At 51.4% G+C, this 24,952-nt stretch carries 22 protein-coding genes and 1 pseudogene; 11 read left to right on the forward strand and 12 right to left on the reverse strand.

All coding sequences use genetic code 11. From position 1 onward, the window contains the following. Position 1 precedes the first annotated feature (1 nt). The 4 genes from fhuC to hrpB form a co-directional block, all read right to left on the reverse strand. Positions 2-814 carry a Fe3+-hydroxamate ABC transporter ATP-binding protein FhuC gene (gene fhuC, locus IEV89_RS10845; RefSeq protein ID WP_188473430.1) on the reverse strand — a complete coding sequence of 271 codons (813 nt, stop codon included), beginning with the start codon at positions 812-814 and terminating at the stop codon, positions 2-4. Positions 815-901: 87 nt separating this feature from the next. After that, the gene (gene fhuA / locus IEV89_RS10850) at positions 902-3,118 is read right to left on the reverse strand and encodes a ferrichrome porin FhuA (RefSeq protein ID WP_188473432.1); all 2,217 of its coding nucleotides are present in this window, start codon (positions 3,116-3,118) and stop codon (positions 902-904) included. Between the two features lie 193 nt (positions 3,119-3,311). After that, the gene (gene mrcB, locus IEV89_RS10855) at positions 3,312-5,939 is read right to left on the reverse strand and encodes a bifunctional glycosyl transferase/transpeptidase (protein WP_188473440.1); all 2,628 of its coding nucleotides are present in this window, start codon (positions 5,937-5,939) and stop codon (positions 3,312-3,314) included. A 103-nt stretch (positions 5,940-6,042) separates the two neighbouring features. Then, positions 6,043-8,484: an ATP-dependent helicase HrpB gene (gene hrpB / locus IEV89_RS10860; RefSeq protein ID WP_229746449.1), complete on the reverse strand. Its 2,442-nt coding sequence runs from the start codon at positions 8,482-8,484 to the stop codon at positions 6,043-6,045. A 78-nt stretch (positions 8,485-8,562) separates the two neighbouring features. Here hrpB and thpR point away from each other — a divergent pair, with 78 nt between their 5' ends. From thpR to folK, 6 genes are all read left to right on the forward strand, one after another. Next, complete coding sequence (thpR, locus tag IEV89_RS10865) at positions 8,563-9,099, forward strand: RNA 2',3'-cyclic phosphodiesterase (protein WP_188473442.1); 537 nt, start codon at positions 8,563-8,565, stop codon at positions 9,097-9,099. A gap of 18 nt (positions 9,100-9,117) precedes the next feature. Continuing rightward, on the forward strand, positions 9,118-9,837 hold the full coding sequence (sfsA, locus tag IEV89_RS10870; protein ID WP_188473444.1) for a DNA/RNA nuclease SfsA: 720 nt from the start codon (positions 9,118-9,120) through the stop codon (positions 9,835-9,837). 265 nt (positions 9,838-10,102) lie between these two features. Further along, positions 10,103-10,558 (forward strand): RNA polymerase-binding protein DksA, encoded by a 456-nt coding sequence (gene dksA, locus IEV89_RS10875; protein ID WP_188473446.1) that lies wholly within the window; start codon positions 10,103-10,105, stop codon positions 10,556-10,558. 62 nt (positions 10,559-10,620) lie between these two features. Next, positions 10,621-11,535, forward strand: coding sequence for a tRNA glutamyl-Q(34) synthetase GluQRS (gene gluQRS, locus IEV89_RS10880; RefSeq protein ID WP_188473448.1), 915 nt, complete (start codon positions 10,621-10,623; stop codon positions 11,533-11,535). A 454-nt stretch (positions 11,536-11,989) separates the two neighbouring features. Further along, positions 11,990-13,315 (forward strand): polynucleotide adenylyltransferase PcnB, encoded by a 1,326-nt coding sequence (gene pcnB / locus IEV89_RS10885; RefSeq protein WP_229746455.1) that lies wholly within the window; start codon positions 11,990-11,992, stop codon positions 13,313-13,315. Then, positions 13,312-13,791, forward strand: a complete 480-nt coding sequence (gene folK / locus IEV89_RS10890) for a 2-amino-4-hydroxy-6-hydroxymethyldihydropteridine diphosphokinase (RefSeq protein ID WP_188473451.1) — start codon at positions 13,312-13,314, stop codon at positions 13,789-13,791. The genes pcnB and folK overlap by 4 nt, the downstream gene beginning before the upstream one ends. A gap of 10 nt (positions 13,792-13,801) precedes the next feature. Here folK and qseC read toward each other — a convergent pair. Both qseC and qseB read right to left on the reverse strand, forming a co-directional pair. Beyond that, positions 13,802-15,184: pseudogene (gene qseC, locus IEV89_RS10895) on the reverse strand (quorum sensing histidine kinase QseC). Then, entirely contained in the window at positions 15,181-15,879 is a 699-nt protein-coding gene (gene qseB, locus IEV89_RS10900; RefSeq protein ID WP_188473453.1) for a quorum sensing response regulator transcription factor QseB, read from the reverse strand. Before qseB ends, qseC begins: the two are co-directional and overlap by 4 nt. Positions 15,880-16,115: 236 nt before the next feature. On the opposite strand from qseB, the gene panB reads away from it, so the two are divergent. The 3 genes from panB to panD all read left to right on the forward strand — a co-directional run bounded on the left by panB (position 16,116) and on the right by panD (position 18,314). Next, entirely contained in the window at positions 16,116-16,910 is a 795-nt protein-coding gene (gene panB, locus IEV89_RS10905; RefSeq protein WP_188473456.1) for a 3-methyl-2-oxobutanoate hydroxymethyltransferase, read from the forward strand. Between the two features lie 26 nt (positions 16,911-16,936). Next, on the forward strand, positions 16,937-17,791 hold the full coding sequence (panC, locus tag IEV89_RS10910) for a pantoate--beta-alanine ligase (RefSeq protein ID WP_188473458.1): 855 nt from the start codon (positions 16,937-16,939) through the stop codon (positions 17,789-17,791). A 142-nt stretch (positions 17,792-17,933) separates the two neighbouring features. Next, complete coding sequence (gene panD / locus IEV89_RS10915; RefSeq protein WP_188473722.1) at positions 17,934-18,314, forward strand: aspartate 1-decarboxylase; 381 nt, start codon at positions 17,934-17,936, stop codon at positions 18,312-18,314. A 111-nt stretch (positions 18,315-18,425) separates the two neighbouring features. Here panD and IEV89_RS10920 read toward each other — a convergent pair whose 3' ends face one another. Beyond that, the gene (locus IEV89_RS10920) at positions 18,426-19,196 is read right to left on the reverse strand and encodes an ABC transporter permease (protein WP_188473460.1); all 771 of its coding nucleotides are present in this window, start codon (positions 19,194-19,196) and stop codon (positions 18,426-18,428) included. Beyond that, positions 19,196-20,119 carry an ABC transporter ATP-binding protein gene (locus tag IEV89_RS10925; RefSeq protein ID WP_188473462.1) on the reverse strand — a complete coding sequence of 308 codons (924 nt, stop codon included), beginning with the start codon at positions 20,117-20,119 and terminating at the stop codon, positions 19,196-19,198. The genes IEV89_RS10920 and IEV89_RS10925 overlap by 1 nt, the downstream gene beginning before the upstream one ends. Before the next feature lie 149 nt (positions 20,120-20,268). Between IEV89_RS10925 and can the strand changes: the two genes are divergently transcribed. Continuing rightward, positions 20,269-20,925 carry a carbonate dehydratase gene (gene can / locus IEV89_RS10930; RefSeq protein WP_188473464.1) on the forward strand — a complete coding sequence of 219 codons (657 nt, stop codon included), beginning with the start codon at positions 20,269-20,271 and terminating at the stop codon, positions 20,923-20,925. Between the two features lie 262 nt (positions 20,926-21,187). Here the strand turns inward: can and IEV89_RS10935 are convergent, their stop codons facing one another. Genes IEV89_RS10935 through IEV89_RS10940 form a run of 3 tightly spaced genes read right to left on the reverse strand, consistent with a single transcriptional unit; the run spans position 21,188 to position 22,581 of the window. Beyond that, positions 21,188-21,667 (reverse strand): Hcp family type VI secretion system effector, encoded by a 480-nt coding sequence (locus tag IEV89_RS10935; protein ID WP_188473466.1) that lies wholly within the window; start codon positions 21,665-21,667, stop codon positions 21,188-21,190. Between the two features lie 45 nt (positions 21,668-21,712). After that, complete coding sequence (locus IEV89_RS21955) at positions 21,713-21,889, reverse strand: hypothetical protein (RefSeq protein ID WP_308420871.1); 177 nt, start codon at positions 21,887-21,889, stop codon at positions 21,713-21,715. A 2-nt stretch (positions 21,890-21,891) separates the two neighbouring features. Beyond that, positions 21,892-22,581: a hypothetical protein gene (locus IEV89_RS10940; RefSeq protein ID WP_188473468.1), complete on the reverse strand. Its 690-nt coding sequence runs from the start codon at positions 22,579-22,581 to the stop codon at positions 21,892-21,894. A 374-nt stretch (positions 22,582-22,955) separates the two neighbouring features. Here IEV89_RS10940 and IEV89_RS10945 point away from each other — a divergent pair, with 374 nt between their 5' ends. Next, positions 22,956-23,870, forward strand: a complete 915-nt coding sequence (locus IEV89_RS10945; RefSeq protein ID WP_188473470.1) for a cation diffusion facilitator family transporter — start codon at positions 22,956-22,958, stop codon at positions 23,868-23,870. Positions 23,871-24,151: 281 nt separating this feature from the next. Here the strand turns inward: IEV89_RS10945 and IEV89_RS10950 are convergent, their stop codons facing one another. Then, positions 24,152-24,724 carry a cytochrome b/b6 domain-containing protein gene (locus tag IEV89_RS10950; protein WP_188473471.1) on the reverse strand — a complete coding sequence of 191 codons (573 nt, stop codon included), beginning with the start codon at positions 24,722-24,724 and terminating at the stop codon, positions 24,152-24,154. Between the last annotated feature and the right edge of the window lie 228 nt (positions 24,725-24,952).

Consider the following 24,952-nt stretch of genomic DNA (forward strand, 5'->3'; position numbering starts at 1 on the left):
ATCAATATACGAAGCTCACTGGTGCACCACCGGCTGGGTGCGGAAGGATTCCCATCGGGATACCGTAAATCTGCTCCAGTACGTCACCACGCATCATCTCTTGCGGTGTGCCTTGGGCAATCATCTCACCATCACGCAGTGCCATCAGGTAGTCGCAATAGCGGGCTGCCATATTCAGATCATGCAGCACGGCGATCACCGTCAACCCTTTCTCTTGGCTAAGGCGATGAATCAGCGCCAGCACATCGACCTGATGGGCAATATCCAGCGCGGAGGTCGGTTCGTCGAGCAGTAAACAGCGGCTATCTTGCGCCATCATCATCGCCAACCAGGCACGCTGACGCTCGCCACCAGACAGGCTGTCGACCAGTCGGCGTGCGAAAGGCTTTAGCCCCACCCGCTCGATCGCCTCTTCCACTTTCTCTTTATCATGATGCTTAAAACGCCCCAGCGCGCCATGCCATGGGTAACGCCCGATGGCCACCAGCTCTTGTACTGTCATCCCTTCGGCGGCGGGAAGTTGCTGCGGTAAATAGGCGACCTGACGGGCAAAGGCTTTACTGTCCCACTGTTCCAGCGGCGTGTCATTGAGTTGGATCTGCCCGGATGATGCCGGTTGATGACGCCCCAGCATTTTTAACAACGTCGATTTACCCGAACCATTATGACCAATCAGGCCACACACCTTACCTTTAGGAAAGGTCAGCGACAGTGGCGCGAGCAGTGTGCGTCCCGGCACAGTAAAACTCACCTGCTGCAAACTGAAAGTGCTATCTGGCAGTGATGAAGACAGAGGTACGTTGTTACTAGGCATAAGATTTTCTACGTTGACGTCGAGAAGCAGTGAATAGGAAACGGGCACGACCAGCGTGCCCGGATTTACAACGTTAAAGGCTGACGATCAGAAGCGTAACGTTGCGGTAGCGACGATCTGGCGGTCGGTACCCCAGTAACAAGCATAATCGCGGTAGCAACTGGCTACATACTCTCGGTCCAGCAGGTTGTTTATGTTCACACCGACTGAAGAACCCGGCAACCCGAAGCGACCCAAATCGTACTTAATGGTCGCATCAACCAGCGTGTAAGAGGCTACGTTGAAGGTGTCATTATTTTGCTCACCCGTCGTGTAGAAACTGGAGCTATCCCCGACATAACGCACGCCGGAGCCCACAGTCAGGCCGCTAAGTGCGGTTTCGTGGAAGGTATAGTCAGCCCATAATGATGCCATGTTGCGCGGCACTTCTGCCGGACGTTTGCCCTGGTAAGCCGTGTCTTCGGTGTATTTCGCATTAGTGTAAGTGTAGGACGCGGTCACGTTGATGTTGGCATTCACTGCGGCTTTAGCTTCGAGTTCAACACCGCGTGAGCGAATTTCGCCCGATTGTACGCTGAAGCTGGAATCAGAAGGGTCTGCCGTCAGATTTTTGTCTTTAGTGAGCTGGTAAATCGCAGCGGTCAGGGTGATCGGACGATCGTTCGGAATGTATTTCACACCCGCTTCGTACTGTTTACCCATGGAAGGATCAAACGGCTTACCGGCTTTGCTCGCACCAGCAGTCGGTTCGAAAGATTCGCTGTAGCTGAAGTACGGGGAGATGCCGTTATCGAACAAATAGTTCAGACCGCCGCGCCAGGTGAACTGCTGATCATCTATTTGCGACGTGCTGTTGCTTGAACGCGTATAGGTCGAGCTTTTGGCGAAATCGTAACGACCACCCACGGTCAGGATCCATTTTTTCCATTCCGCCTGATCCTGCGCGTACAGACCCGTTTGCTCCTGACGGTCCAGAATTTCATACGGGAAGTACAGGGAAACATTGCTGTTGCCATACTGCGGATTGCTCATATTCAGATTGCTGGCGGTGCCGTAATCGGCATCAATGTCGTTGCGCATACGCATGTAATCCACGCCCATCAGCAGGATGTGATCGACCTCTGCGGTGGAAAACTTAGCCTGCGCCTGGGTATCCACATCGAAGTTAGCCAGTTTCTCTTTTGACTGAACGTACGCACGGCTCATGACGCCGTTAGAGATATAGCCGGTGCCGTAAACACTTTTGTACTGGGTATCGAGTTTGGTGTAACGCAGGTTCTGGCGCAGGGTCCAGGTGTCATTAAATGCATGATCGAAGCTGTAGCCGACCATTTTCTGGTTGCGTGACAGTTTGTTGTCCGCCTCGCCATCATTGAAGTCAGTCGAGAGCTTGCGAGAATTGCCATTGGCATCGGTATAAGGCACCACCGTGCCCTGGCGCGGCAACCATCCATAAAAACCGGTGTTTGGATCGTTCTGGAAATTGCTCAGGAAAGTGAAGTTGGTTTTGTCGTCCGGACGCCAGCTAAAGGACGGTGCTATCGCGTAACGTTGCTCTTTAGACATGACCTGCTGAGTGTCTTGGCTGCGCGCCACGCCGGTCAGACGGTAGGAATATACGCCTGCGTCATCGATAGCATCACTGAAGTCAAACCCGGTCTGGTAGAGATTGTCGGTCCCCATTTTGAACTGTATTTCTTTCAACGGTTCAGTGGTCGGACGCTTGCTGATCATCGTCACCACGCCACCCGGATTACTTTTACCATATAGCACAGAAGAAGGACCACGCAGCACTTCCACGCGTTCGAGGAAGTAAGGATCCATCGACACTTCGGAATAGTTGTCGCCTTGCAGCTTTATGCCATCGAGGTACTGGTTAGTGTTCACTGAGGTGAAACCGCGAATAGCCACGGCATCATAGGTCGCTGAACTGCCACGACTGGCGAACACACCCGGCGTATAACTCAGCGCTTCCTTCACTGTCGCGGGCTGCTTCATGTCCATCTCTTCACGCGTCACCACCGAGATAGATTGTGGGGTTTTAACAATTGGCGTGTCGGTTTTTGTGCCCGTCGCACTGTGCTTTGCGGCGATAGTTGGCGATGGACCCCAGGCAGATTCCGGCACCACGTTTGTCGCCGAATTGCCGGTGACCACAATGGTGTTGCCTGTATTGGCGCTGGTTTCAGCCGCGGTAGCCTGAAAGGCATAAGCACTCAGTGCTGCGGCGATGGTTAACGCCAGTGTGCCACGCGGAAAAATGGCGTTGGATGAAATAAGTGAAAGAGAGCGGTGGAGTGCCATTTAGTATTCTCTGGATATAATTGAATGGGAATGTAAATGATAATTATTATTATGAACATCACATGATATGCGTATTCTGCGAGCTTCTGCAAGTCCATTTAGACCCGATATGTTGTGGGTCAATAAAAGAATAAAAAAAAGGGCGCGACATTGATTGTCGCGCCCTTTTCTCTCTATCCGGTCTGGCTGAAACTTACTTGCCGGAACCAAACATGTCTTTAATCCAGCCAGCTACCCCTTTGCCATCTTCTTGCTGTGGTTGCGACTGTTGCTGCTGTTGTTGCTGTTGTTGTTGCTGTTGTTGTTGTTGCTGTTGTTGTTGTTGTTGTTGCTGTTGTTGTTGCTGCTGCTGTACTGCTGCCTGCGAGGCCTGACACAAGCTCTCCGGTGAGTCTGTCCAGACTGGAATACTGCGGGTGCCACCGCCGTTACAGACGAAGTTTCCGCTGGCGTCGATGTTCATCACGCTGATGCCTTCCGGCACTTGCAGATTCAGCGGCTGCGGTATTTCGTTCTCCAGATAGCGACTGTAGAGCACTAACGCACCGGTGGATCCCCATAGTTTGGATGGGCCGTTGTTGTCACGCCCGACCCAGGTGATGGCGACCTGACTGCCATCGATACCCGCAAACCAACTGTCACGCAGTTCGTTCGAAGTCCCGGTTTTCGCCGCCAGATGCAGGTTAGGGAATTTACTCGCCAACGCACGCGAGGTCCCTTCGGAGACGACCTGTTGCATAGCGTACATAGTGAGATATGACGCCTGCGCCGGGATAACACGCTCCGCCTGTGGGAAACTCTGATACAACACCGTGCCGTCTTCAGCAATGACCGAACGTACCGCCGACAATGGCGCCTTATTACCGCCGCTGGCGATGGTCTGATACTCCTGCGCCACTTCCATCGGCGTCAGCGCAATGGCACCAAGCAGCATGGATGGCAACTGGGTAAGCGACTCTTTCGGCACGCCAAGGTTGATCAGCTCTTTGGTGATGTTATCCAGCCCGACTGCCATCCCCAGATTCACGGTAGGCACGTTCATGGAACGTGCCAGCGCATCGACCAGCAACACCTGTCCACGGAACTGATGGTCATCGTTTTTCGGTGACCACGTCTGACCGTTGGCCAATTTGATGGTGAGAGGCTGGTCAGCCAATACCGTGTTCAGGCGATATTTGTCTGGTTGCGACAACGCCGTCAAATAGGTTGCAGGTTTAGCCAGAGAACCCACTTGACGCCGCGCCTGCATCGCACGGTTGAAACCGGCAAACTGCGTTTCCGCCCCGCCAACCATCGCTCGCACTTCACCGGTATAACGGTCAACAATCACCATCGCGGTTTCGATGTCATTCAGGCCGCTTTTCTTACGCAGCAGCGGAATGCCCTCTTCCACCGCTTTTTCAGCAGAGTCCTGTGAAATCGGGTCCAGCGTGGTGAAAATCTTCACACCGGACATTTCCTGCACTTTATCGCCGAGTTTAGCCTGCAGTTCGTTACGCACCATTTGCATAAATGCAGGCTGCGGCGAAATCACCCCGCCCTTCGGCTGAACACCGAGCGGACGTGCGCTGAGCATGTCATACAGTTCTTGATCGATAACCTTCTGATTGACCAGCAAACGTAGCACTAAGTTACGGCGTTCCAGGGCCAGTTTCGGGTTACGCCATGGGTTATACAGCGACGCGCCTTTCACCATGCCCACCAGCAGCGCCTGCTGATCCAGGCTCAGCTCATTCACCGGGCGACCGAAGTAGTAAAGGCTCGCCAACGGGAAACCGCGGATCTCATCGGACCCGCTCTGACCGAGATACACTTCGTTCAGGTACAGTTCCAGAATGCGGTCTTTGCTGTAATTCGCGTCGACTAAAATCGCCATATAGGCTTCACGCGCTTTACGGCTAAGGGAGCGCTCATTAGTCAGAAACAGGTTTTTTACCAGTTGTTGCGTCAGCGTACTACCACCTTGTACCGCGTGACCGGCAGTCAGGTTAGCCACCAATGCACGGCCAATCGACCAAAAATTGATGCCGTCATGTTCATAGAAATGACGATCTTCAGTTGCCAGCAAGGTGTCCACCAGCAGGTCAGGGAAACCGACGCGTGGCACGAACAGTCGCTGCTCACCGTTCGGCGACTGCAACATGGTGATCAACCGCGGATCAAGGCGGAACAGCCCGAAGTCGCGGTTGTTATCCAGATTTTTGATCTCATCAAGATGGTTATCAGCAAAGATCAGCCGGGCGTTGATCTGCCCCTCTTTACCCTCAGGAAAATCAAACGGACGACGCAGCAAATCGATGCTGTTAGCCGCGACGGTAAATTCTCCCGGACGGGTAATGCGCGTCACCTGGCGATATTGCGTACCTTCCAGCAGGTTAATCATCTCTTTCTTGCTGTACGGCATATCCGGTTCAAGGTTCACCTGACGGCCATAGACTGCCGCCGGCAGTTGCCAGACTTTGCCATCAATGCGGCTGCGGATTTCAGTATTCAGATAGAAACCGTAAATCCCCATCAGAATGGCGAAAATGATAAACAGTTTGAACAGCAGCCAGAACCACCCGCGTTTTCTGCTGCGCGGTTTGCCTCCTTTGCCTGATTTTGCGGCTTTGCGTGATGCGGCTTTACGTGTCATGCGCGACTCCCGGTGGTTATCTTCTTCATCGTAGTCATCATGATCCGTTTCGTAGTCATCTTCATAGTCGTCATCAATCTCTTCTTCATCGTCAACCCGGCGACCGCGAACGGGACGGGAGCGCGAAGGCTTACGCCCTGCGGTTTTGCCTTTACGGCCAATCGGCTCGCGATCATCGCCAGACATGACAATTCTCCATAAAATCTGCTCTGTTCATAAAGTGGCGCTTACTCTGTGCCTCGGTATTCATTCTCACCAGAAGAAATCTCTTAAAAAGAGTGACTTCTGATTACTGGTATTTCTTGGTCCGGCGCGTGGGTAACGCGTCTGCCGGGTTATCCGGCCACGGGTGTTTAGGATAACGGCCTTTCATCTCTTTTTGTACATCGCGATAAGTTCCCTGCCAGAACGCGGCCAGATCGGCGGTGATCTGCAGCGGACGCTGCGCCGGAGAAAGCAACTCCAGCACGACGGCAATTCGGCCTTCGGCTACTCGCGGGCTGCGCTCTTCGCCAAACATCTCCTGCATCCGAACTGACAACACCGGCGGCTGGTCTGCATAATAGCGGATTGCCAAACGGCTGCCAGTAGGCACGCTATAGTGCGTCGGCAATGCGCTGTCGAGTCGCTGCCGCTGATGCCAATCCAGCAGGCGCGAAAGGGCGTCGTGCACATCGACCTGTTGCATCGCTTTTAGTGAGCGAACCCCGCCAAGCGAAGGTAACAACCACTGCTCCAGTGTGTCGAGTAGGCTTTGATCATCCATCGCGGGCCAGCCAGCCTCAGGCAGCCATGTCGCTGCACAAATCAGCCGCAGGCGTAACTGTTCAGCCGCGACCGACCAGGTCAGCGCCTGCAACCCCTGATTGCGGATCCACTCAATCAGCGCCTGTTGTAATTCGGCATCATCCGGTTTGGCCTGCGGATTGGCCTTCAGCACCAGCCGCCCAACCTGCCAGCGCCGCCATGCGCGCAGCGTGCCTTTCTCTTCGTCCCATTCGACGGCGGTTTGCTCTTTCACAATCTGCGGCAAACGCTCTGCCAGTTGGCTGGCATCCAGCGTTACCGCCAATAGAATGCGGGCATCGGGACTGTTATTGCCTTGCAACAGTTGCGGTGCCACCAGCCAGGCGGCACGATTTAAGGCATCATCCTGAGGTAGCGAAGCGCCAAGCCCGTTAGCCAGTAAATAGCGGCCGTCAACGCCACGACGTTGCGCGATACGGTCACTGAATGCGCAAGCAAGTAACCAAGGCGCCAGCGAGGCATCCACCTGACCTTTTTTATTTGAAGCGCGCCGTGCTAACTGGCTGGCGCGCCGCTGCCAGTGCCCTTGCGGGCGGCTGAGCCAATAGTCGATATCCGAGACACCACCTCGCGGCGGCTCCTCAAGTATGGCGGCCAGCAGTGCCGCAGTAGTCAGAGCATCGGCACCTTGCTCATCGGCGGCAATCAGCATCGCGGCAAGGCGCGGGTCACAGCCGATCTTCCCCATACGCTGCCCTGCGGGGGTGAGTTTGCCCTGTTTATCCGTGGCACCCAGAGAGTGAAGCAGCGTTTCTGCCGCCGCCAGAGCCGGTATGGGGGGGGCGTCCAGCCAGGTCAGTTGTGCGGCATCCTGACATCCCCATTGCAATAATTCCAGCCAGAAACCACTGAGATCGCTTTGTAGAATTTCTGCTTCAGCCTGAGCACTGGCGCGCTCCGCTTGCTCTTTAGCAAAAAGATGCCAGCAAAGGCCGGGCTCAAGACGCCCGGCGCGACCAGCACGCTGGGTCATTGACGCCTGACTGATACGTTGGGTGACAAGCCGGGTCAGGCCGCTACGCACGTCAAACTGCGCGCTGCGTTCCAGGCCGCTGTCTACCACCAAACGGATACCTTCTATCGTCAGGCTGGTTTCCGCTATGTTAGTGGCCAACACAATTTTACGACAGCCTGGAGCTGCGGGTTGAATGGCCCTCTGCTGCTGTTCAAGTGACAGCGCACCATAGAGCGGGCAGAGCGCCACATCATTCGCCACTTTGCCCACCAGTAGGTTTTGTACACGCGTGATTTCCCCAACACCGGGAAGGAACAGTAGCATCGAGCCGTCGTGTTCGTTCATCAAACGGCTCACCACGCGGGCGATACCCTCATCCAGTCGCTCATGGCTGGCAAGGGAAATATAATGGCGATCTACCGGAAAACTGCGTCCTTCAGAGACGATCACCGGCGCATCGGGCAGCAGCAGCGCGAGGCGGGCATTATCGAGCGTTGCTGACATGATCAGTAATTTGAGGTCATCACGCAGGCCACTTTGTACATCGAGCAGCAAAGCCAGCGCAAGATCGGCATGTAGACTGCGTTCGTGAAATTCATCGAGGATCACCAGTGACACGCCGGTAAGTTCCGGGTCATCCTGCACCATGCGGGTCAGAATCCCTTCCGTCACCACTTCAAGCCGGGTGGCGGCGCTGGTTTTACTCTCTGCACGCATGCGGTAGCCGACGGTCTGGCCTGGTGTTTCACCCAGTTGCTGCGCTAGGCGAAAAGCCACATTTTTCGCTGCCAGGCGGCGTGGCTCTAGCAGCAGGATTTTGCCGGACAGGTTGGCCTGTTGTAGGAGCTGCAGCGGCAGCCAGGTGGATTTACCCGCACCGGTAGGTGCCAGCAATAATACCTGCGGTGCCGTTCGCAATGCGGAGAATAGCGATTCGAGTACGGTACTGACCGGCAAAGAAGAAGACAATGAAAAAACCCCATATGATTTGATTTAAAGCGCCGGCATTGTAGCATCTGCCCTTGCACAGCTGAAAAGGAACCCGAGATGTCTGCTCAACGCCGCCTGTTTTTCGCTTTATCACTGCCACCGACATTACAAAAGCAGATGATACAATGGCGGGCCGACAACTTCCCTGTCGATGCCGGACGGCCCATCGCCGCCGCTAACCTGCATATTACACTGGCGTTTCTGGGCGAGGTCAGTGAGCTGAAAGAAACCGCGCTGCGCAACATAGCCGGAAGAATTGACGCCCAAGGTTTCAGCCTGAAGATTGACGATGCAGGGCACTGGCCCGGTGCGGGTGTGGTATGGCTAGGCTCCCGCCGCGCGCCTCGTCCACTATTGCAACTGGCGGAGGTTCTGCGTTCACACACCGCGCGCAACGGTTGCTATCAAAGCACTCTGCCTTTTCACCCCCATATTTCCATATTAAGTGCGGCGACCCGACCGGTGGCTATTCCGCCTTCCACACCCGATTGGGCTCTGGAAGCCAGAGAGTTCGGGCTGTATCAGTCAGTATTTGCCCAAGGCCGTACTCGCTATACCCGCCTGCAAAGCTGGCCGCTGCCTGTCTCCGACTAACGTTTATCAGGAATTGTCATGATCTTCGATCCTCCGCTGCAATCTGCGACACTAATCAAACGTTACAAACGCTTTCTGGCTGATGTGGTGACGCCAGATGGCCGGGAGATGACGCTGCATTGTGCCAATACCGGTGCCATGACGGGATGTGCCACACCGGGAGATACGGTGTGGTATTCCACCTCAGATAACCCAAAACGCAAGTATGCTCACAGCTGGGAGTTAACCGAAACCCAGCAGGGACAGTGGATTTGCGTCAATACGTTGCGAGCGAACCAGGTAGTGCAAGAAGCGCTGGAAACTGACGCGATTCCAGAATTATCCGCTTACAGTAAATTAACGGCTGAAGTTAAATACGGCACCGAAAACAGCCGTATTGACCTTATGTTACAGGCGGATAATCGTTCTGACTGCTATATTGAAGTGAAATCTGTCACCTTGTTGCAGCAAGGATGCGGCTTCTTTCCCGACGCAGTCACGCTGCGTGGCCAGAAGCATTTACGCGAACTACAAGCGATGGCGGAACAGGGACAGCGAGCCGTTCTTTTCTTCGCTGTATTGCATTCAGGCATTGAAAGTGTCTCACCGGCACACCATATTGATCCGCGTTACACAGAATTACTGACGCAGGTACAACAGTACGGTGTCGAAGTGATGTGTTACGGTGCCAAACTTTCTGACGGGGGTATCCGCCTCACAGATCGTTTACCTCTGGCTAACCGCCAGTTTGTCGGATAACTCCCTGTTATTACAGTCATCGTCGGCTATAAAGGCAGATGTTCCATATCATTCCGTTGAATGGATAATAAGGTACGCGAATACGCTTTTCCTCACAGTGCTGTCAAGCTCCTGCGATGATTAATTGCTTACCTCGTTACCTTCTGGTATTTATAGCGGCCTGATTTTTCCCCTTTTGGGGATCGAAATGCTCTTAATCATTTAGGTTGCAACAAGGCGACTTGATAGACGACGAGCATAGTGCGTTTTATGTAGGAGAAGCATCATGCAAGAAGGGCAACCCCGTAAGACATCGTCCTTGAGCATTCTCGCCATCGCTGGGGTAGAACCATACCAAGAGAAGCCAGGCGAAGAGTACATGAACGTCGCTCAGCTGACCCATTTCAAGAAAATTCTTGAAGCGTGGCGTAACCAGCTCAGAGACGAAGTTGATCGTACTGTTTCGCATATGCAAGACGAAGCTGCAAACTTCCCAGATCCGGTCGACCGTGCCGCTCAGGAAGAAGAGTTCAGCCTCGAACTGCGTAACCGCGATCGTGAACGTAAGCTGATTAAAAAAATAGAAAAAACACTGAAAAAAGTGGAAGACGAGGATTTCGGTTACTGCGATTCCTGTGGCGTTGAGATCGGCATCCGCCGCCTCGAAGCACGTCCTACCGCCGATTTGTGCATTGACTGTAAGACACTGGCTGAAATCCGCGAAAAGCAGATGGCTGGTTAAGTCTCGGGTCCTACGCGGTGCGTCATGCACCGCGTTCCCTTTATAGAAGATGTTACTGTTCTATGTCTGATTTCCACCCAGCTCAGCGTTATGTTGGCCGTTTTGCCCCCTCGCCTTCCGGCGCTCTCCATTTTGGTTCTCTGATTGCCGCACTCGGCAGCTACCTGCATGCCCGCTCTTTACAGGGCCGCTGGCTGGTGCGTATTGACGATCTCGATCCCCCACGCGAAATCCCCGGCTCCGCCGACAACATTCTGGCAACACTGGATCGTTACGGATTGCATTGGGATGGTGACGTTGTCTGGCAGTCGAAGCGTCATGACGCCTACCGCGCGGCGTTGGAGACATTACGGCATCAGGGAGTCAGTTATTACTGCACCTGTACCCGCCATCGGATTAGCCAGCTTGGCGGCACCTACGACGGGCACTGCCGTGATTTGGCCTTAGGTGCGGAAAACGCCGCCATGCGTTTACGCCAAACTCACCCAATTTATGGGTTTGAAGATGATTTCCAGGGGAAACAGCATGCCAAACCCGCGCTGGCTGAAGAGGATTTCATTATTTGCCGGCGCGACGGACTGTTCGCTTATAATCTGGCGGTGGTGGTCGATGACCACTATCAGGGCGTGAATCATATTGTGCGTGGTGCCGATTTAATTGAACCCACCGTGCGGCAGATTTCGCTTTATCAACATTTAGGCTATCCGCAGCCGAATTATTTGCATTTACCGCTAGCGGTGAATGCACAGGGAGATAAACTCTCCAAGCAGAATCATGCCCCAGCGTTACCGGAAGGCGATCCCCGCCCGGTCTTGTTGAAAGCGTTACAATTTTTGGGCCAAAACGTGCCGGAAAACTGGCAAGATTTACCATTAGATTTATTATTACGCTGGGCGACAAAACATTGGACACCAGCGAAGATGCCGCGTCAGGATGCGAAAGCACCGCCAGATTTGAGTTCGGCATTCTCAAAGTAGCCGGTGTGAGCTATGATTAGCCGCTGTTTTTGCGTCGCGTTATTTTTATCAGTCACTATCGAGGTGTCCCATTTTTACCCGAGTAGCCAATTTCTGCCGTAAGGTGCTAATTCGTGAAGACAAAGTCATTCGTGAAGAAACCGCGGTGCCTGAGCAAGCCCCTCTTCGTGAAGATAAAACCCATCGCGACACAACGCTTGTTGCTGAAGGCAACGTGAAAACGGCCCCGGCCCCACGGCGAGAACGCAACGGGAGCCGCGATAATCGTAGCCACCGAAGTGATCGCCGCAACAATAGCGCTTCGCAGAGTCAGCGCCAAAGCGCGAACAACGGCAACCGCCGTCCGGCCAGCGAGTCGACACGTGGCGAACACCAGCCCATTATTGAGCGCTATGTCACTGAGCATCCTTCTAAACCACGTGCATCGTTCGACTATGCGGGTGAAACGCGTGCGATCACGGTTATTCCACGCGATGCGCACAACATTTCCCGCCGTGATATCAGCGAAAATGCCCTGAAAGTTCTCTACCGCTTGAACAAATCTGGCTATGAAGCCTACTTAGTCGGCGGTGGTGTACGTGATTTACTGCTAGAAAAGAAACCCAAAGATTTCGACATCACCACCAACGCCACGCCGGATCAGGTACGTAAATTGTTCCGCAACTGCCGTCTGGTTGGCCGCCGTTTCCGCCTGGCGCACGTCATGTTTGGGCCGGAAGTTATTGAAGTCGCGACTTTCCGCGGTCATCACGAACAGCTGGAAGAAGAACCGGAAGACAAGAATTCTTCCCAGCAAGCGGTGAACGGTATGCTGCTGCGTGACAACATTTTTGGCAGTATCGAAGATGATGCCCAGCGCCGCGACTTCACTATCAACAGCCTGTATTACAGCGTGTCTGATTTCACCGTGCGTGATTACACCGGCGGTCTGCGCGATCTGGAAAATGGCATTATTCGTCTGATTGGTGACCCGGAAACCCGCTATCGCGAAGATCCAGTGCGCATGCTACGTGCCGTGCGTTTTGCCGCCAAACTGGACATGAAAATCTGCCCGATAACGGCCGAGCCTATTCCACGTCTGGCAACCCTGTTACAAGAGATTCCACCAGCCCGACTGTTTGAAGAGTCGCTGAAATTGTTGCAGTCCGGTTATGGTCATCAAACCTACCTGAAGCTGTGCGAATACCAGTTATTCCAGCCGTTGTTCCCGCTGATTGCCAGCCAGTTCACCGAACAGGGCGACAGCCCGATGGAACGTATACTGAATCAGGTATTGAAAAATACTGATTTCCGTCTACAAAACGATCAGCGCGTTAATCCAGCATTCCTGTTCGCCGCCATGCTGTGGTACCCAGTGATTGAACATGCGCAGAAACTGGCGCAGGAAGGTGGGTTGACTTACTACGATGCGTTCTCGCTGGCGATGAACGACGTGCTTGATGAGCAATGCCGTTCACTGGCGATACCGAAACGTATTACCACTCTGGTGCGTGATATCTGGGCACTGCAACTGCGTCTTTCACGCCGCCAGGGCAAACGTGCGCACAAGCTAATGGAACATCCTAAGTTCCGCGCCGCCTTTGATTTACTGGCACTGCGTGCCGAAGTAGAACAGCATCGCGAACTACAAAGCCTGACCGAATGGTGGAGTGAATTCCAGGAAGCCACGCCTGCATCGCAAAAAAATATGCTGGGGACGTTGGGCGATGATGTCGCACCGCGCCGCACACGTACTCGCCGTCCGCGTAAACGGGCACCTCGTAAGGAAAGCGGTCAATGATCCGAGTCTACATTGCGCTCGGCAGTAATCTTGCCAAGCCTGTAGACCAGGTTAACTGTGCGCTGGAAGCTCTGGCGCACATGCCCCGCACCAAACTGGTGGTCTGTTCCTCGTTTTATCGCAGTAAACCCCTCGGCCCGCAAAATCAGCCCGACTTCCTCAATGCCGTTGTTGTCCTTGATACCCATTTGCCTGCTGAGGAGCTGCTGGATGCCACGCAGGCGATTGAACAGAATCAGGGGCGTGTCCGTAAGGCCGAGCGCTGGGGCCCACGTACACTGGATTTAGACCTGCTGCTGTATGGCAACCAGGTGATCAATACTGAACGGTTGATCGTGCCGCATTATGATATGAAGAACCGCGAGTTCATGCTCTATCCGCTGGCAGAGATTGCTCCGGCGTTGATTTTCCCCGATGGTGAATCCTTGCAGGAAGTCCTGACCCGCGTCCCACTCAACGGTCTGGTGCGCTGGTAGCCTGCATTATTCATCCCGAACAGCTTGCCCGAACTTCTACCCGCGTTCCACCTTCAGCTCGGTTGCGGTATACGACGCGAAGCCCATGCAGTTGGGCGATTCGTTTAACAATCGAGACTCCCAGCCCACTGCCGGTCTGTTCCTGACCCGGCGGGCGATAAAAACGCTCACCCAGCCTTGCCAGATGTTTATCTGAAATGCCCGGCCCGCGATCCTCGACGTTAATGCCCTGCGGGCTGAGATGGACAACCACCGGCGACCCGGCGGGTGAATATCGCACCGCATTATCCACCAAATTACGTAACATCAACGACAGCAACAAAGATTACCCCTCCATCGCTGGCGGTGTACCGGTATTTTCAAAGCGCAAAGCGATACCCTTGGCATGGGCGGCAGCATCCTGCTCGCCCAAGGTCTGCGCTATCAGTTCTGCCCAATCCACCGGTTTCAACTCATCCAACCCACTAAAAGACTCCAGTCTGGACAGCGTCAGCAACTGATCAACCAGTCGGCTGGCGCGGTCGATACTGGTAGTAAGATTTTGCAACGCGTGCTCACGCATTTCGTTGTCATCACCAGACAACTGCACCACTTCGGTTTGCACCCGCAGCGCGGCAAGCGGACTACGCAGTTCGTGGGCTGCATCTGAGGTAAAACGCCGTTCACGGGTTAGCATATCGCCGGTACGGGTGAACAATGCGTTGAGGGATAGCACCAGCGGCAGCACTTCACTGGGTACCCGATCGGTGGAGAGGGGGGAAGCATCATCAGGGGCTCGCCGGTGAAGATCGCCCGCCACGCGGCGCAGAGGGCGCAGCTCCACCCCCATCATCACCATCATGGCCAGCAGCAATATTGGCAGGCAGGCCAGCCACGGCAGCAGTTGTCCGGAGACCAGATTCCAGGCCATATCCTGACGATAATCATATTCCTGACCAACGGCGATGCGAAAACGTCCGTCCGCTGTCGTCAGCCACAGCAGCCGCCATGGGTCGTCATTGTTATTGATTTCACTATCAATAAAGCCCTGTGTGTTCTTATCAAAGCGGATATTTTTGCCGTTTTCACCGTCGTTAAGCAGCATATTGCCCTGCAAATTAAAGATGGCAAACGTCAGAGCATCATCATCGGTATGTCCGCGCCCGGATTTGTGCACCAGCTTTTTGGTCTCAGGCAGACGAACTTCATGATTTTGCAACAACATATCGCCCACGCCAGTGGACGCCAGGCGTTTGGCAAATAACATTTGTTGGGTATCAAACACTTCGTTGATGTTGTGGCGGGTCTGATACCAGGCTATAGCAGAGGCCAGCAGCCAAGTGACCAGCGCGAGCATGCCAAACAGCAGGATCAAACGCAGACGTAAACTAAGATTTTTGCAATGTTGCTTCACGCATTTTCTCCGGTCATTGGGCCCGCTACATCGGCGAGCTCATCTCCCAGGGTATAACCCACACCGTGTACGGTGCGGATGAAACCGTTACCCAATTTTTTACGCAGATGGTGAATATGCACCTCGACGGCGTTGCTGCTAACCTCATCATCCCAGTTGTAGAGTTTTTCCTGGATCAGTGGACGCGGTAAAACACGACCTTTGTTGTTGAGGAATAGCTCCAGCACCGTTATCTCACGCGGTGTCAACACTACCGGGCCGCCATTCAATGTCACGCTGCGTAACGCCGGGTCGAACTCCAGAATACCGTGGGTAATTTTTGGCGTAATTTGCCCGTGGCGACGGCGGATCAGTGCCTGCAAACGCGCCGCCACTTCCACCAGTGCAAACGGCTTACATAAATAATCATCGGCACCGGCCTGCAATCCGCTGACCCGTTGTTCCAGCGCATCACGGGCGGTGAGGATCAAGACTGGCGTATCTTTCCCAGCCTGACGCCACTCTTTAAGCAGTTGCATACCGTCCATTCCGGGCAGACTGAGATCGAGGATCACGGCATCATAAGGTGCGCTGTCGAGCGCCACTTTGCCGATCAGACCGTCGGTAAACCAGTCGAGTGGGAAACCCAACTTTCCCAGTCCGGCTTTAATACCGTCGCCGATCATCTTGTCGTCTTCTATCAGCAGAATCCGCATGCGCCTCGCTCCCATCGTTAAATTAACCCAACATCATTCGAGTCACAGAAACGCAGCCAACGCGTCTGCGGCTTGAAGGATAACGGGGTTCTCCATGCCTCCAGTCTATATCGGGCATATTAAGCAGTTCTTAAGATCTACAGACTGAAGTCAGTAACTTCACTACCGGCTTATCGGGTCATACAGTAGAATGACGACAAGATATTCACCGTATCAAGTGTTCACAGGAAGATCCCATGAAAGCTACCACTCTCAGTCAGTTACGCCAGTGGAAACAGGATAACCATAAGTTTGCGACCCTCACAGCCTACGACGCCAGTTTCGCCCAATTGTTCTCTGAACAAGGGGTCCCGGTGATGCTGATCGGCGATTCACTCGGCATGGTCGTGCAGGGCAATGATTCCACTCTGCCGGTTACCGTCGAAGACATTGCCTATCATACCCGCTGCGTTCGCCGTGGTGCACCGCTAGCGTTGCTGCTGGCTGACCTGCCTTTTATGAGTTACGCCACGCCCGAGCAAACCTTCGCCAGCGCCGCCGTACTGATGCGTGCGGGTGCCAATATGGTGAAACTGGAAGGAGGAAGCTGGTTGTGCGACACGGTAAAGGGGCTGACTGAACGTGCCGTGCCGGTATGCGGACATCTGGGTTTGACACCGCAGTCAGTGAACATTTTCGGCGGTTATAAAGTACAGGGCCGTGATGAAGTGGCGGCTAATCTGTTGGTGAAGGACGCTCTGGCGCTTGAGGAAGCAGGAGCCCAGTTGCTGGTACTCGAGTGCGTTCCGGTTGAATTAGCTCAACGTATAACGCAGGAGCTATCGATTCCGGTCATTGGCATCGGCGCAGGAAATGTAACTGACGGTCAGATTTTAGTGATGCATGATGCTTTTGGCATTACCGGTGGCCACACGCCCAAATTCGCCAAAGATTTCCTCAGCGAAGCCGGTGACATGCGCAGCGCTGTGCGTCTTTATGTCGAACAGGTTGCTCAGGGTATTTATCCGGGCGAAGAGCACAGTTTCAAGTAAATGCCCGCCACTATTCAGGAGTTGTTGTGCTAATTATCGAAAACATACCGCTGCTGCGCCGTGAAATTCGTTTTTATCACCAGAACAATAAGCGCATCGCGCTGGTTCCCACGATGGGCAATCTGCACGAAGGTCATATGGCGCTGGTCGAAGAGGCTAAAGCACGCGCCGACGTGGTCGTGGTGACTATTTTTGTCAACCCGATGCAGTTTGAACGCGCTGACGATCTCGAGCGTTATCCGCGCACCTTGCAGGAAGATTGCGAAAAGCTGAACAAGCGCGGTGTGGACCTGGTCTTTGCCCCCTCGCCTGCCGATATTTACCCGAAAGGTCTGGCAACGCAGACTCAGGTGGATGTGCCCGTTATCTCTACCATTCTGGAAGGCGCCAGCCGCCCCGGTCATTTCCGTGGCGTGTCGACCATCGTCAGTAAACTGTTCAATTTGGTACAGCCCGATGTGGCCTGTTTCGGGCAGAAAGATTTTCAGCAGTTGGCCCTTATCCGCACCATGGCAGAAGACATGGGCTATGGGCTAGAAATCGTCGGCGTGCCAACCGTTCGTGCCAAAGATGGGTTGGCGCTGAGTTCACGCAACGGTTATCTGACAAATGACGAGCGTAAAGTCGCGCCAAAGTTGGCAAAAATCATGAACCAACTGGCAGAGCGCTTAACGCAGGGCGAACGCCATACCGAGCAGTTACTGGAAGAGACAGCGCAGCAGTTGCGTGAAGCCGGTTTCACGCCGGATGAGCTGTTTATCCGTGATGCCAGTACGTTGCAGGATCTCGGGGTAGACAGCACCTCGGCGGTGATCCTGATGGCAGCATGGCTAGGCAAAGCGCGGTTAATCGACAACCAGCAGGTTGATCTGACCCAGTAGACAGCGGGATTTAAATCAGCAAAGATGTGTCGGATATACGATTTATAGTTTCCGAACTGAACGGTATTTCATATAATTTTATCCATTCGTTTTCGCACCGTGATCGCGGGAAAGAAACAGGATAAAGATGAAGGGCACTGCAATGATTCGAACTATGCTACAAGGTAAACTGCACCGGGTTCACGTTACTCAGGCTGATTTGCATTACGAAGGTTCCTGCGCCATCGATCAGGATTTTCTCGACGCATCAGGAATTTTGGAATACGAAGCCATTGATATTTATAACATAAATAATGGTCAGCGTTTTTCTACTTATGCCATCGCTGCTGAACGTGGTTCTCGTATCATCTCGGTAAATGGCGCGGCAGCCCGCTGCGCCTGCGTCGGTGACCTGCTGATCATCTGCTCGTATGTGCAGATGTCAGACGTCGAAGCCCGTAAGCACCAACCGAAAGTGGCCTATTTCGAAGGCGATAATATTCTGAAACGCACCGCGAAGGCCGTGCCGGTTCAGGTGGCGTAAGCCCCCTCACTTCGATATTGACACATAAAAAACGGGGCATAGATTGCCCCGTTTTTTATTACGCAAATTTGAATCCACAAAATCATTCGTGCTACATCAAGGATGACGGGGTTAGCTTCGCAGACCGCGCCCACGCTCTATCAGGTACCACGCCAGCAGATAAAACACCGCGATAAACGCCACCAGAACAGCCATAGTGAACACCAACGGTACGTCAGAAATTCCGAGGAAACCATAACGGAAGCCACTGATCATATAGACAATGGGGTTCAGCTTCGAAACGGCCTGCCAGATTGGCGGCAGCAGGGATAGCGAATAAAATACGCCGCCCAGGTAGGTCAGCGGCGTCAACACAAAGGTCGGTATCAGGCTGATATCATCGAACGTTGTCGCGAATACCGCATTCAGCAGGCCGCCCAGTGAGAACAGGATCGCGGTCAACAACAGCGTCAGCGCAATGACCCACCAAGAGTGGATCACCAGCGGCACGAAAAACAGCGAAATGGCGGTGACCAGAATCCCGACGCAGATCCCTCGCGCCACACCGCCACCGACAAAACCGGCGATCACCACATGGGTGGGTACCGGCGCTACCAGCAACTCTTCGATGTTGCGCTGGAATTTGGCGCTGAAAAACGATGCGGCCACGTTGGCGTAGGAGTTAGTGATCACCGCCATCATGATAAGACCCGGCACGATAAACTGCATGTAGGTAAAACCTTGCATACTGCCAATCTGCGCGCCAATCAGGTTGCCGAAAATGATGAAGTAGAGCGCCATAGTGATAACCGGTGGAACCAGTGTTTGGATCCAGATACGTCCAAACCTGTTGATCTCTTTCAGCCAGATACTTTTCAGTGCCACCCAATACAATTGCGACATTATTTTTTTTCTCCACTGCCGTTCACCAAGGTGACAAACAGCTCTTCCAGACGGTTAGCTTTGTTACGCATACTCAACACCTGCACCCCCTGATTGTTCAACTGACTGAACAGAGAGTTCAGTCCCTGCTCGCGCATCACTTCAACTTCCAGCGTCGAGGTATCCGTCAGATAGCTGCGGTAGCCTTCTAACTGCGGCAGGGCACTTTTAGGCCCTAAATCGAGAATAAAGGTTTCTGATTTCAACTTGGAAAGCAGGTTTTTCATGCTGGTGTTTTCCACCAGAAGACCGCCCTGAATGATGCCTATATTGCGGCACAACATTTCCGCCTCTTCCAGATAGTGCGTGGTCAGGATTATCGTCGTGCCCTGCACGTTCAGATCTTTAAGAAAGCCCCACATGGAGCGGCGCAATTCGATGTCCACCCCCGCGGTCGGCTCATCGAGAATCAGCAGTTTTGGCTCATGCATCAACGCACGGGCTATCATCAGGCGACGTTTCATCCCACCGGAAAGCATACGCGAGCGCTCGTTGCGTTTGCCCCATAAGTCTAGCTGAGTGAGGTATTTCTCAGCACGCTGCACTGCCAGAGAACGTTGAACGCCATAATAGCCCGCCTGGTTCACCACGACCTGCATCACGGTTTCAAACGGGTTGAAATTGAACTCCTGCGGCACCAACCCGAGTTGGCGCTTCGCGTTAACGATATCTTTATCAATGTCATAACCAAACACCCGCACCTTACCGGCGGTTTTATTAACCAGCGAGCTGATAATACCGATGGTGGTAGATTTACCGGCGCCGTTCGGGCCGAGCAGAGCGTAAAAATCCCCCGCTTCCACTTTCAGGTCAATGCTGCGTAACGCTTGTACGCCACCGGCGTAGGTCTTGGTTAACTTCTCCAGTTCTAATGCGTATGTCATAAATGGAGCTTACCTTGTATAGAGAGTCTTGTTATAAAATCTGAAGTTAAGATTTGATCATCTTTTGTGATGCTTAATCTGTTTTAATAATCGATGAGTTCCCCTATATTAACCCATCGCTACTAGTTGGTTACAGGCTATTAACTTCCATGAAAGAGATTGAAACGCTTAAAAGTAATAACGCCCTTTGGTCGAAAACGATGGTGGAAGAAGACCCAGGCTTCTTCGAACGTCTCTCTGAGTCGCAAAAACCACGCTTCCTGTGGATTGGCTGTTCTGATAGCCGCGTTCCCGCCGAACAACTGACCGGACTCGAGCCCGGTGAGCTCTTTGTTCACCGTAATGTGGCTAACCTGGTGATCCACACAGACCTCAACTGCCTTTCCGTGGTGCAATACGCTATCGACGTGCTGGAAGTTGAGCACGTGATCATCTGTGGTCACTACGGTTGTGGCGGCGTACAGGCTGCGGTTGAAAACCCGGAGCTTGGGCTTATCAACAACTGGCTACTGCACATTCGTGATATCTGGTACAAACACAGCTCACTGCTAGGCGAACTGTCACCGGACCAGCGTCTGAATAAGTTGTGTGAACTAAATGTGGTTGAGCAAATTTACAACCTCGGACACTCAACGGTGATGCAGACGGCATGGAAGCGCGGGCAGAAAGTCGCCCTGCACGGCTGGGTGTACGGCATTCAGGACGGGCGTCTGCGCGATCTCCAGGTCTCCTCCACCAGCCGCGAAACGCTAGAACAACGTTATCGTCAGGGCGTTTCCGCACTGCTGCACGGCAATCCTGAGTAACTGTACAAAAGATTAGAAAGCAAAAGGCGCATTATGTGCCTTTTTTTGTGCTTTTCTTTCAAGCCACTACAGTGGATTGCAATAAAATCAGTGAGTTAAACACCTCTACAAGCCACGATAAGCAGACCTAAACGGCTAGAGTGTGGACATTAATCCGGTTTTCTCCTGCAAAGGATTAAATCTCGATTCACCGTTGTGACTTTCACACTCGGCTTAATCTTTAACGCTTAAAATTGAGTACGTTTATCTGCCGGTTTAGATATCAGGCAGTACAACGATCATTCCATGTATCGCGGTAGATAATGTTGCCTTCTGTGTACTTCCAGACGATTGCCTCATAACGTAACTCGAGGGTTTCCAGGTGAGTGCTGCTCAAGCCGTTGGGGGAAAGGTACGGAGAAACTGTCGTGATTTTGACGTTTTCCAGGATGATGTTGAAGTACTCAGCCTCAATGCCAGATTCAAGGATACGATACATCTTGATCGTGGCTTTTTTCAGGGTACGACCTTCGCATACGGCGCGATACAAAACGGGCGTTGTCTGGTCGAATTCTTTCACTATCGTGATAGGCCGATGAACGCGCGTGCCAGTAAGTTTCCCCCATTGAGAATCAACAGGGATAGTGACACCGTGGGAAAATGATTTTAATTCGATAGAGCCTAAACGCTGTGGCATTAAACAACTGCCAACAATCGGTGAGCCATTTTCATCTTCAAGCCATAAATGTGCTGGAGTAGACATATAATTTCCTTATCAAGGAGATTTAAATGGTGGTGGGTCAGAAAATTACCATTTCACGAAAACTATCACGAATACGAGGAATAGGGGGATAGGCCATAGGGGACCATTCGGGAAAAAGTGTAATAGGACGAATGCGAATATCATTGTTAGTACGGCGGGGCCATAATACGAAACTAAAGACCTGAATATTCGTTTAAACAACCTTTTGATAAGATTCATCATGGTTATCGAATCATTTTGGTGATGATGTTCGCAATGCCGCCATCTGATGTTGATTGATGAAACGCACCTGCTCGCTCAAACAACGGTTCTACTAGGAAATACATCATTTCCAGTTCTTGAACGTAAAGCGCAGCGTAATAGGCCGGATAAGTATAATGAAGGCGGCGGGCGCTATCTGCCGCTTTCTGGACGACCCCATATATGCCAGCCACTCCTACAAGCCCACCTGCTTTGCCCCCGACTAAGGCGCTCATATCAAGGCTTAGGTTCATACCAATGGCGACGGCAGAAGCAACCGCTAACGCGAATCCAGCGCCTGTGAGTGAGCTTGCGGCGATATGCACATTAACCGCCATTAACATTTGTTTGATGTGTTCTATTTGATCGGATGTTTTATATTTAAATATTTCTTCGAAATAAATTTTGAGCATGTCATACGCAACATTGCCATGCCGTAGAAGATGAATAACGCCATTTTTGAATCGAATGTCCTCGGTCTTTTGTTGCTGACAGACGTCCTGATATTCATCAGTAAAGCAGGAGGTGTAATACAGTGCACGCGTTGCACCTGCTCCTATCGTTTCAATCTGATTGGATACCGCCTTTCCTACGCCCGTAAATGCGTGGTCGAGTTTTAACGCGAGGATTTTATTGGACTGTAAATAACTTATGACTTCATTGTTGTAGTACATAACCGCTCCTTGTTAACTTCCATTACATCCGTGCGGAAAGTGTAAATGTTCCATGTTGGGGAGTAAATATCCATTTATACTGCATGCTGCCGTGTTTTTCGTGGAAGCAAGCTACTGCATTAAAACCGACATAAAAAGCCGGCTGATGTATCTTGTATGCGTTTTTTGCTGTGTCTGAGCATATCGTGGCCGTGTTTCCTCATTCAACCCCGCATAAAAGGCCATTAAATATGCAATAAACACCCTCAATTCATAACGTTAAAAATTAATACCTATGTGTCATCTTTATCCGTGTAAATTGTAATCCAGATCAGCGATAATAAAATAATAATAGGTGTAGTCATCGACATAATCTAACCATAGGCATTTTTGTTGTGAGCAAAAATATAAATATTGATGATAGTAGTAATCAATCTCATGCTCGTTTCCACGCAGCTAAAAAGAGCACATGGATTAGTGTTGTTGCAAATTGCTTTCTAACTATAGGTCAAATTATTACGGGTGTACTTTCAGGTTCACAGGGGCTTATCGCTGATGGTATACATTCTCTTTCAGATTTGCTGGCTGATTTTGTTGTTCTTATTGCTAATAAAAAAAGTAAGAAAGGTGCAGACCAAGACCATAATTATGGTCATTACCGATACGAAAATGGGGCTTCATTAATTATTGGGACAATATTATTAGTTGTGGGTGTTGCAATGTTGTGGTCCGCAATAAACAAAATCAATTCTCCGGATAAAATCCCTCAGGTTCATATCATTGCTTTATGGGTAGCACTCTTTGCTCTGATTGTTAAAGAAACGTTGTTTAGATACATGCTCAGCGTAGCAAAGCGAGTTAAATCCAATATGTTGATTGCTAATGCTTGGCATGCACGTTCTGATGCAGCTTCATCACTTATTGTAGCATTAGGGATTGTCGGTAATTTGTTAGGTTTTAAGTTTTTGGATCTCATTGCAGCGTTAATTGTTGGACTTATTATTGCAAAAATGGGTTATTCTTTTCTTTATGACGCATTACAAGATTTGATGGATCGCTCGGTTGATATTGAGACTGAAAATGATATAAGAAAAACACTGCTATCAACGAAAGGGGTTGTTAAAATTCACGATTTAAAAACAAGAAAGGTAGGGGATCTCATTCTTATTGATGTGCATCTGGAAGCCGACGGTAACTTGTCAGTCAAAGAAGGGCATGATATCGCTATGTCTGCACGAAATGCTGTATTAGAAAATCATCGTGTATTGAATGTCATGACTCACGTTGATCCTTGTGACATAAGTACCTAGAAGAGTCATGGCAGATAAAAGTGTCGCGATATTAGGGCCTGCTGTTTAGAAAAAGCTTTTTATCCATTTTCTAGCCAGGCCATTCACCCATCATAGGTAGCATGAATAACCTCAACCACTTGCCCCCACCAACACATGGGGCTCATCACATTCATTCATAGTAAGCAGCCTTTGTGCGCAATACATTTCACATCAGCCGTCTTATCTTCTTATACGTCAAAACTCAACTGTATTGCATCTAACTTGATTGCTTATTAAATATAAAATCGTGATATTTGACTTTAATCATCTATAGCCGCTGAGCGACTTTTGTATTGCTGAATAAAAAGGTGCAAAAGTCCCATTGCGCCATGGGCATAAAAATAAATTTCAATGAATGTAGTCAGGAATTTATGCCAGTGCATCACGCTGTAAGCCAGATTAGATTGTAGAGTATTTAACAAGAACCATAATCCACCTGAAAGCGCTACGCTTAACAACGCGAGAACCCCAAGCCCTTGAATGGTGCTCGCAATACCGCCTGAGTGAGCATCCGGTAAGCGATAGTTCATCAGCGTTTTTATATCTTGTTTAATGCCATCAAAGTCAAGCTTTACCCAAGCAAAGTAATAGGAAAAACCTCTCTGGCTCAGCATCCAAATTAACATGAGGAAGCCACAGACAATCAGTCCTAATCCTGAGACTACGTGTATCCACGTTATAATACCTTCCAGGCTGTGGTCTGTGAGTGCCTCAGCATCTGTCAGGTTGGAGTTAATGATCTGTGAAAGTATTAAAAATGCCACAATAATGTGAAGAATACGAAAAAAGGGGGCATATTCATGTGGCAACATATTCCAGAGTTTTGATTTCATTAGTGATAGCCTTAGTGGGTTTATCGACAATCTGAATCATACGAAAGGATTATTGGCTTAACCTTAACGTCTAAACTATCTGCGATAATATTCTCATTTCATTACAAATGGGATCATTAATATCGGAATGATAATTATTTATATTCTCTTCACATTTAGCTTCGCTAATAGGGATTCGGTCTTAAATGTAATTTTACGTAGCACTGGTGAGTTGACTGTCATATAACG

It is taken from the genome of Hafnia psychrotolerans (genome assembly GCF_014639435.1).
Classification (GTDB): Bacteria; Pseudomonadota; Gammaproteobacteria; order Enterobacterales; family Enterobacteriaceae; genus Ewingella; species Ewingella psychrotolerans.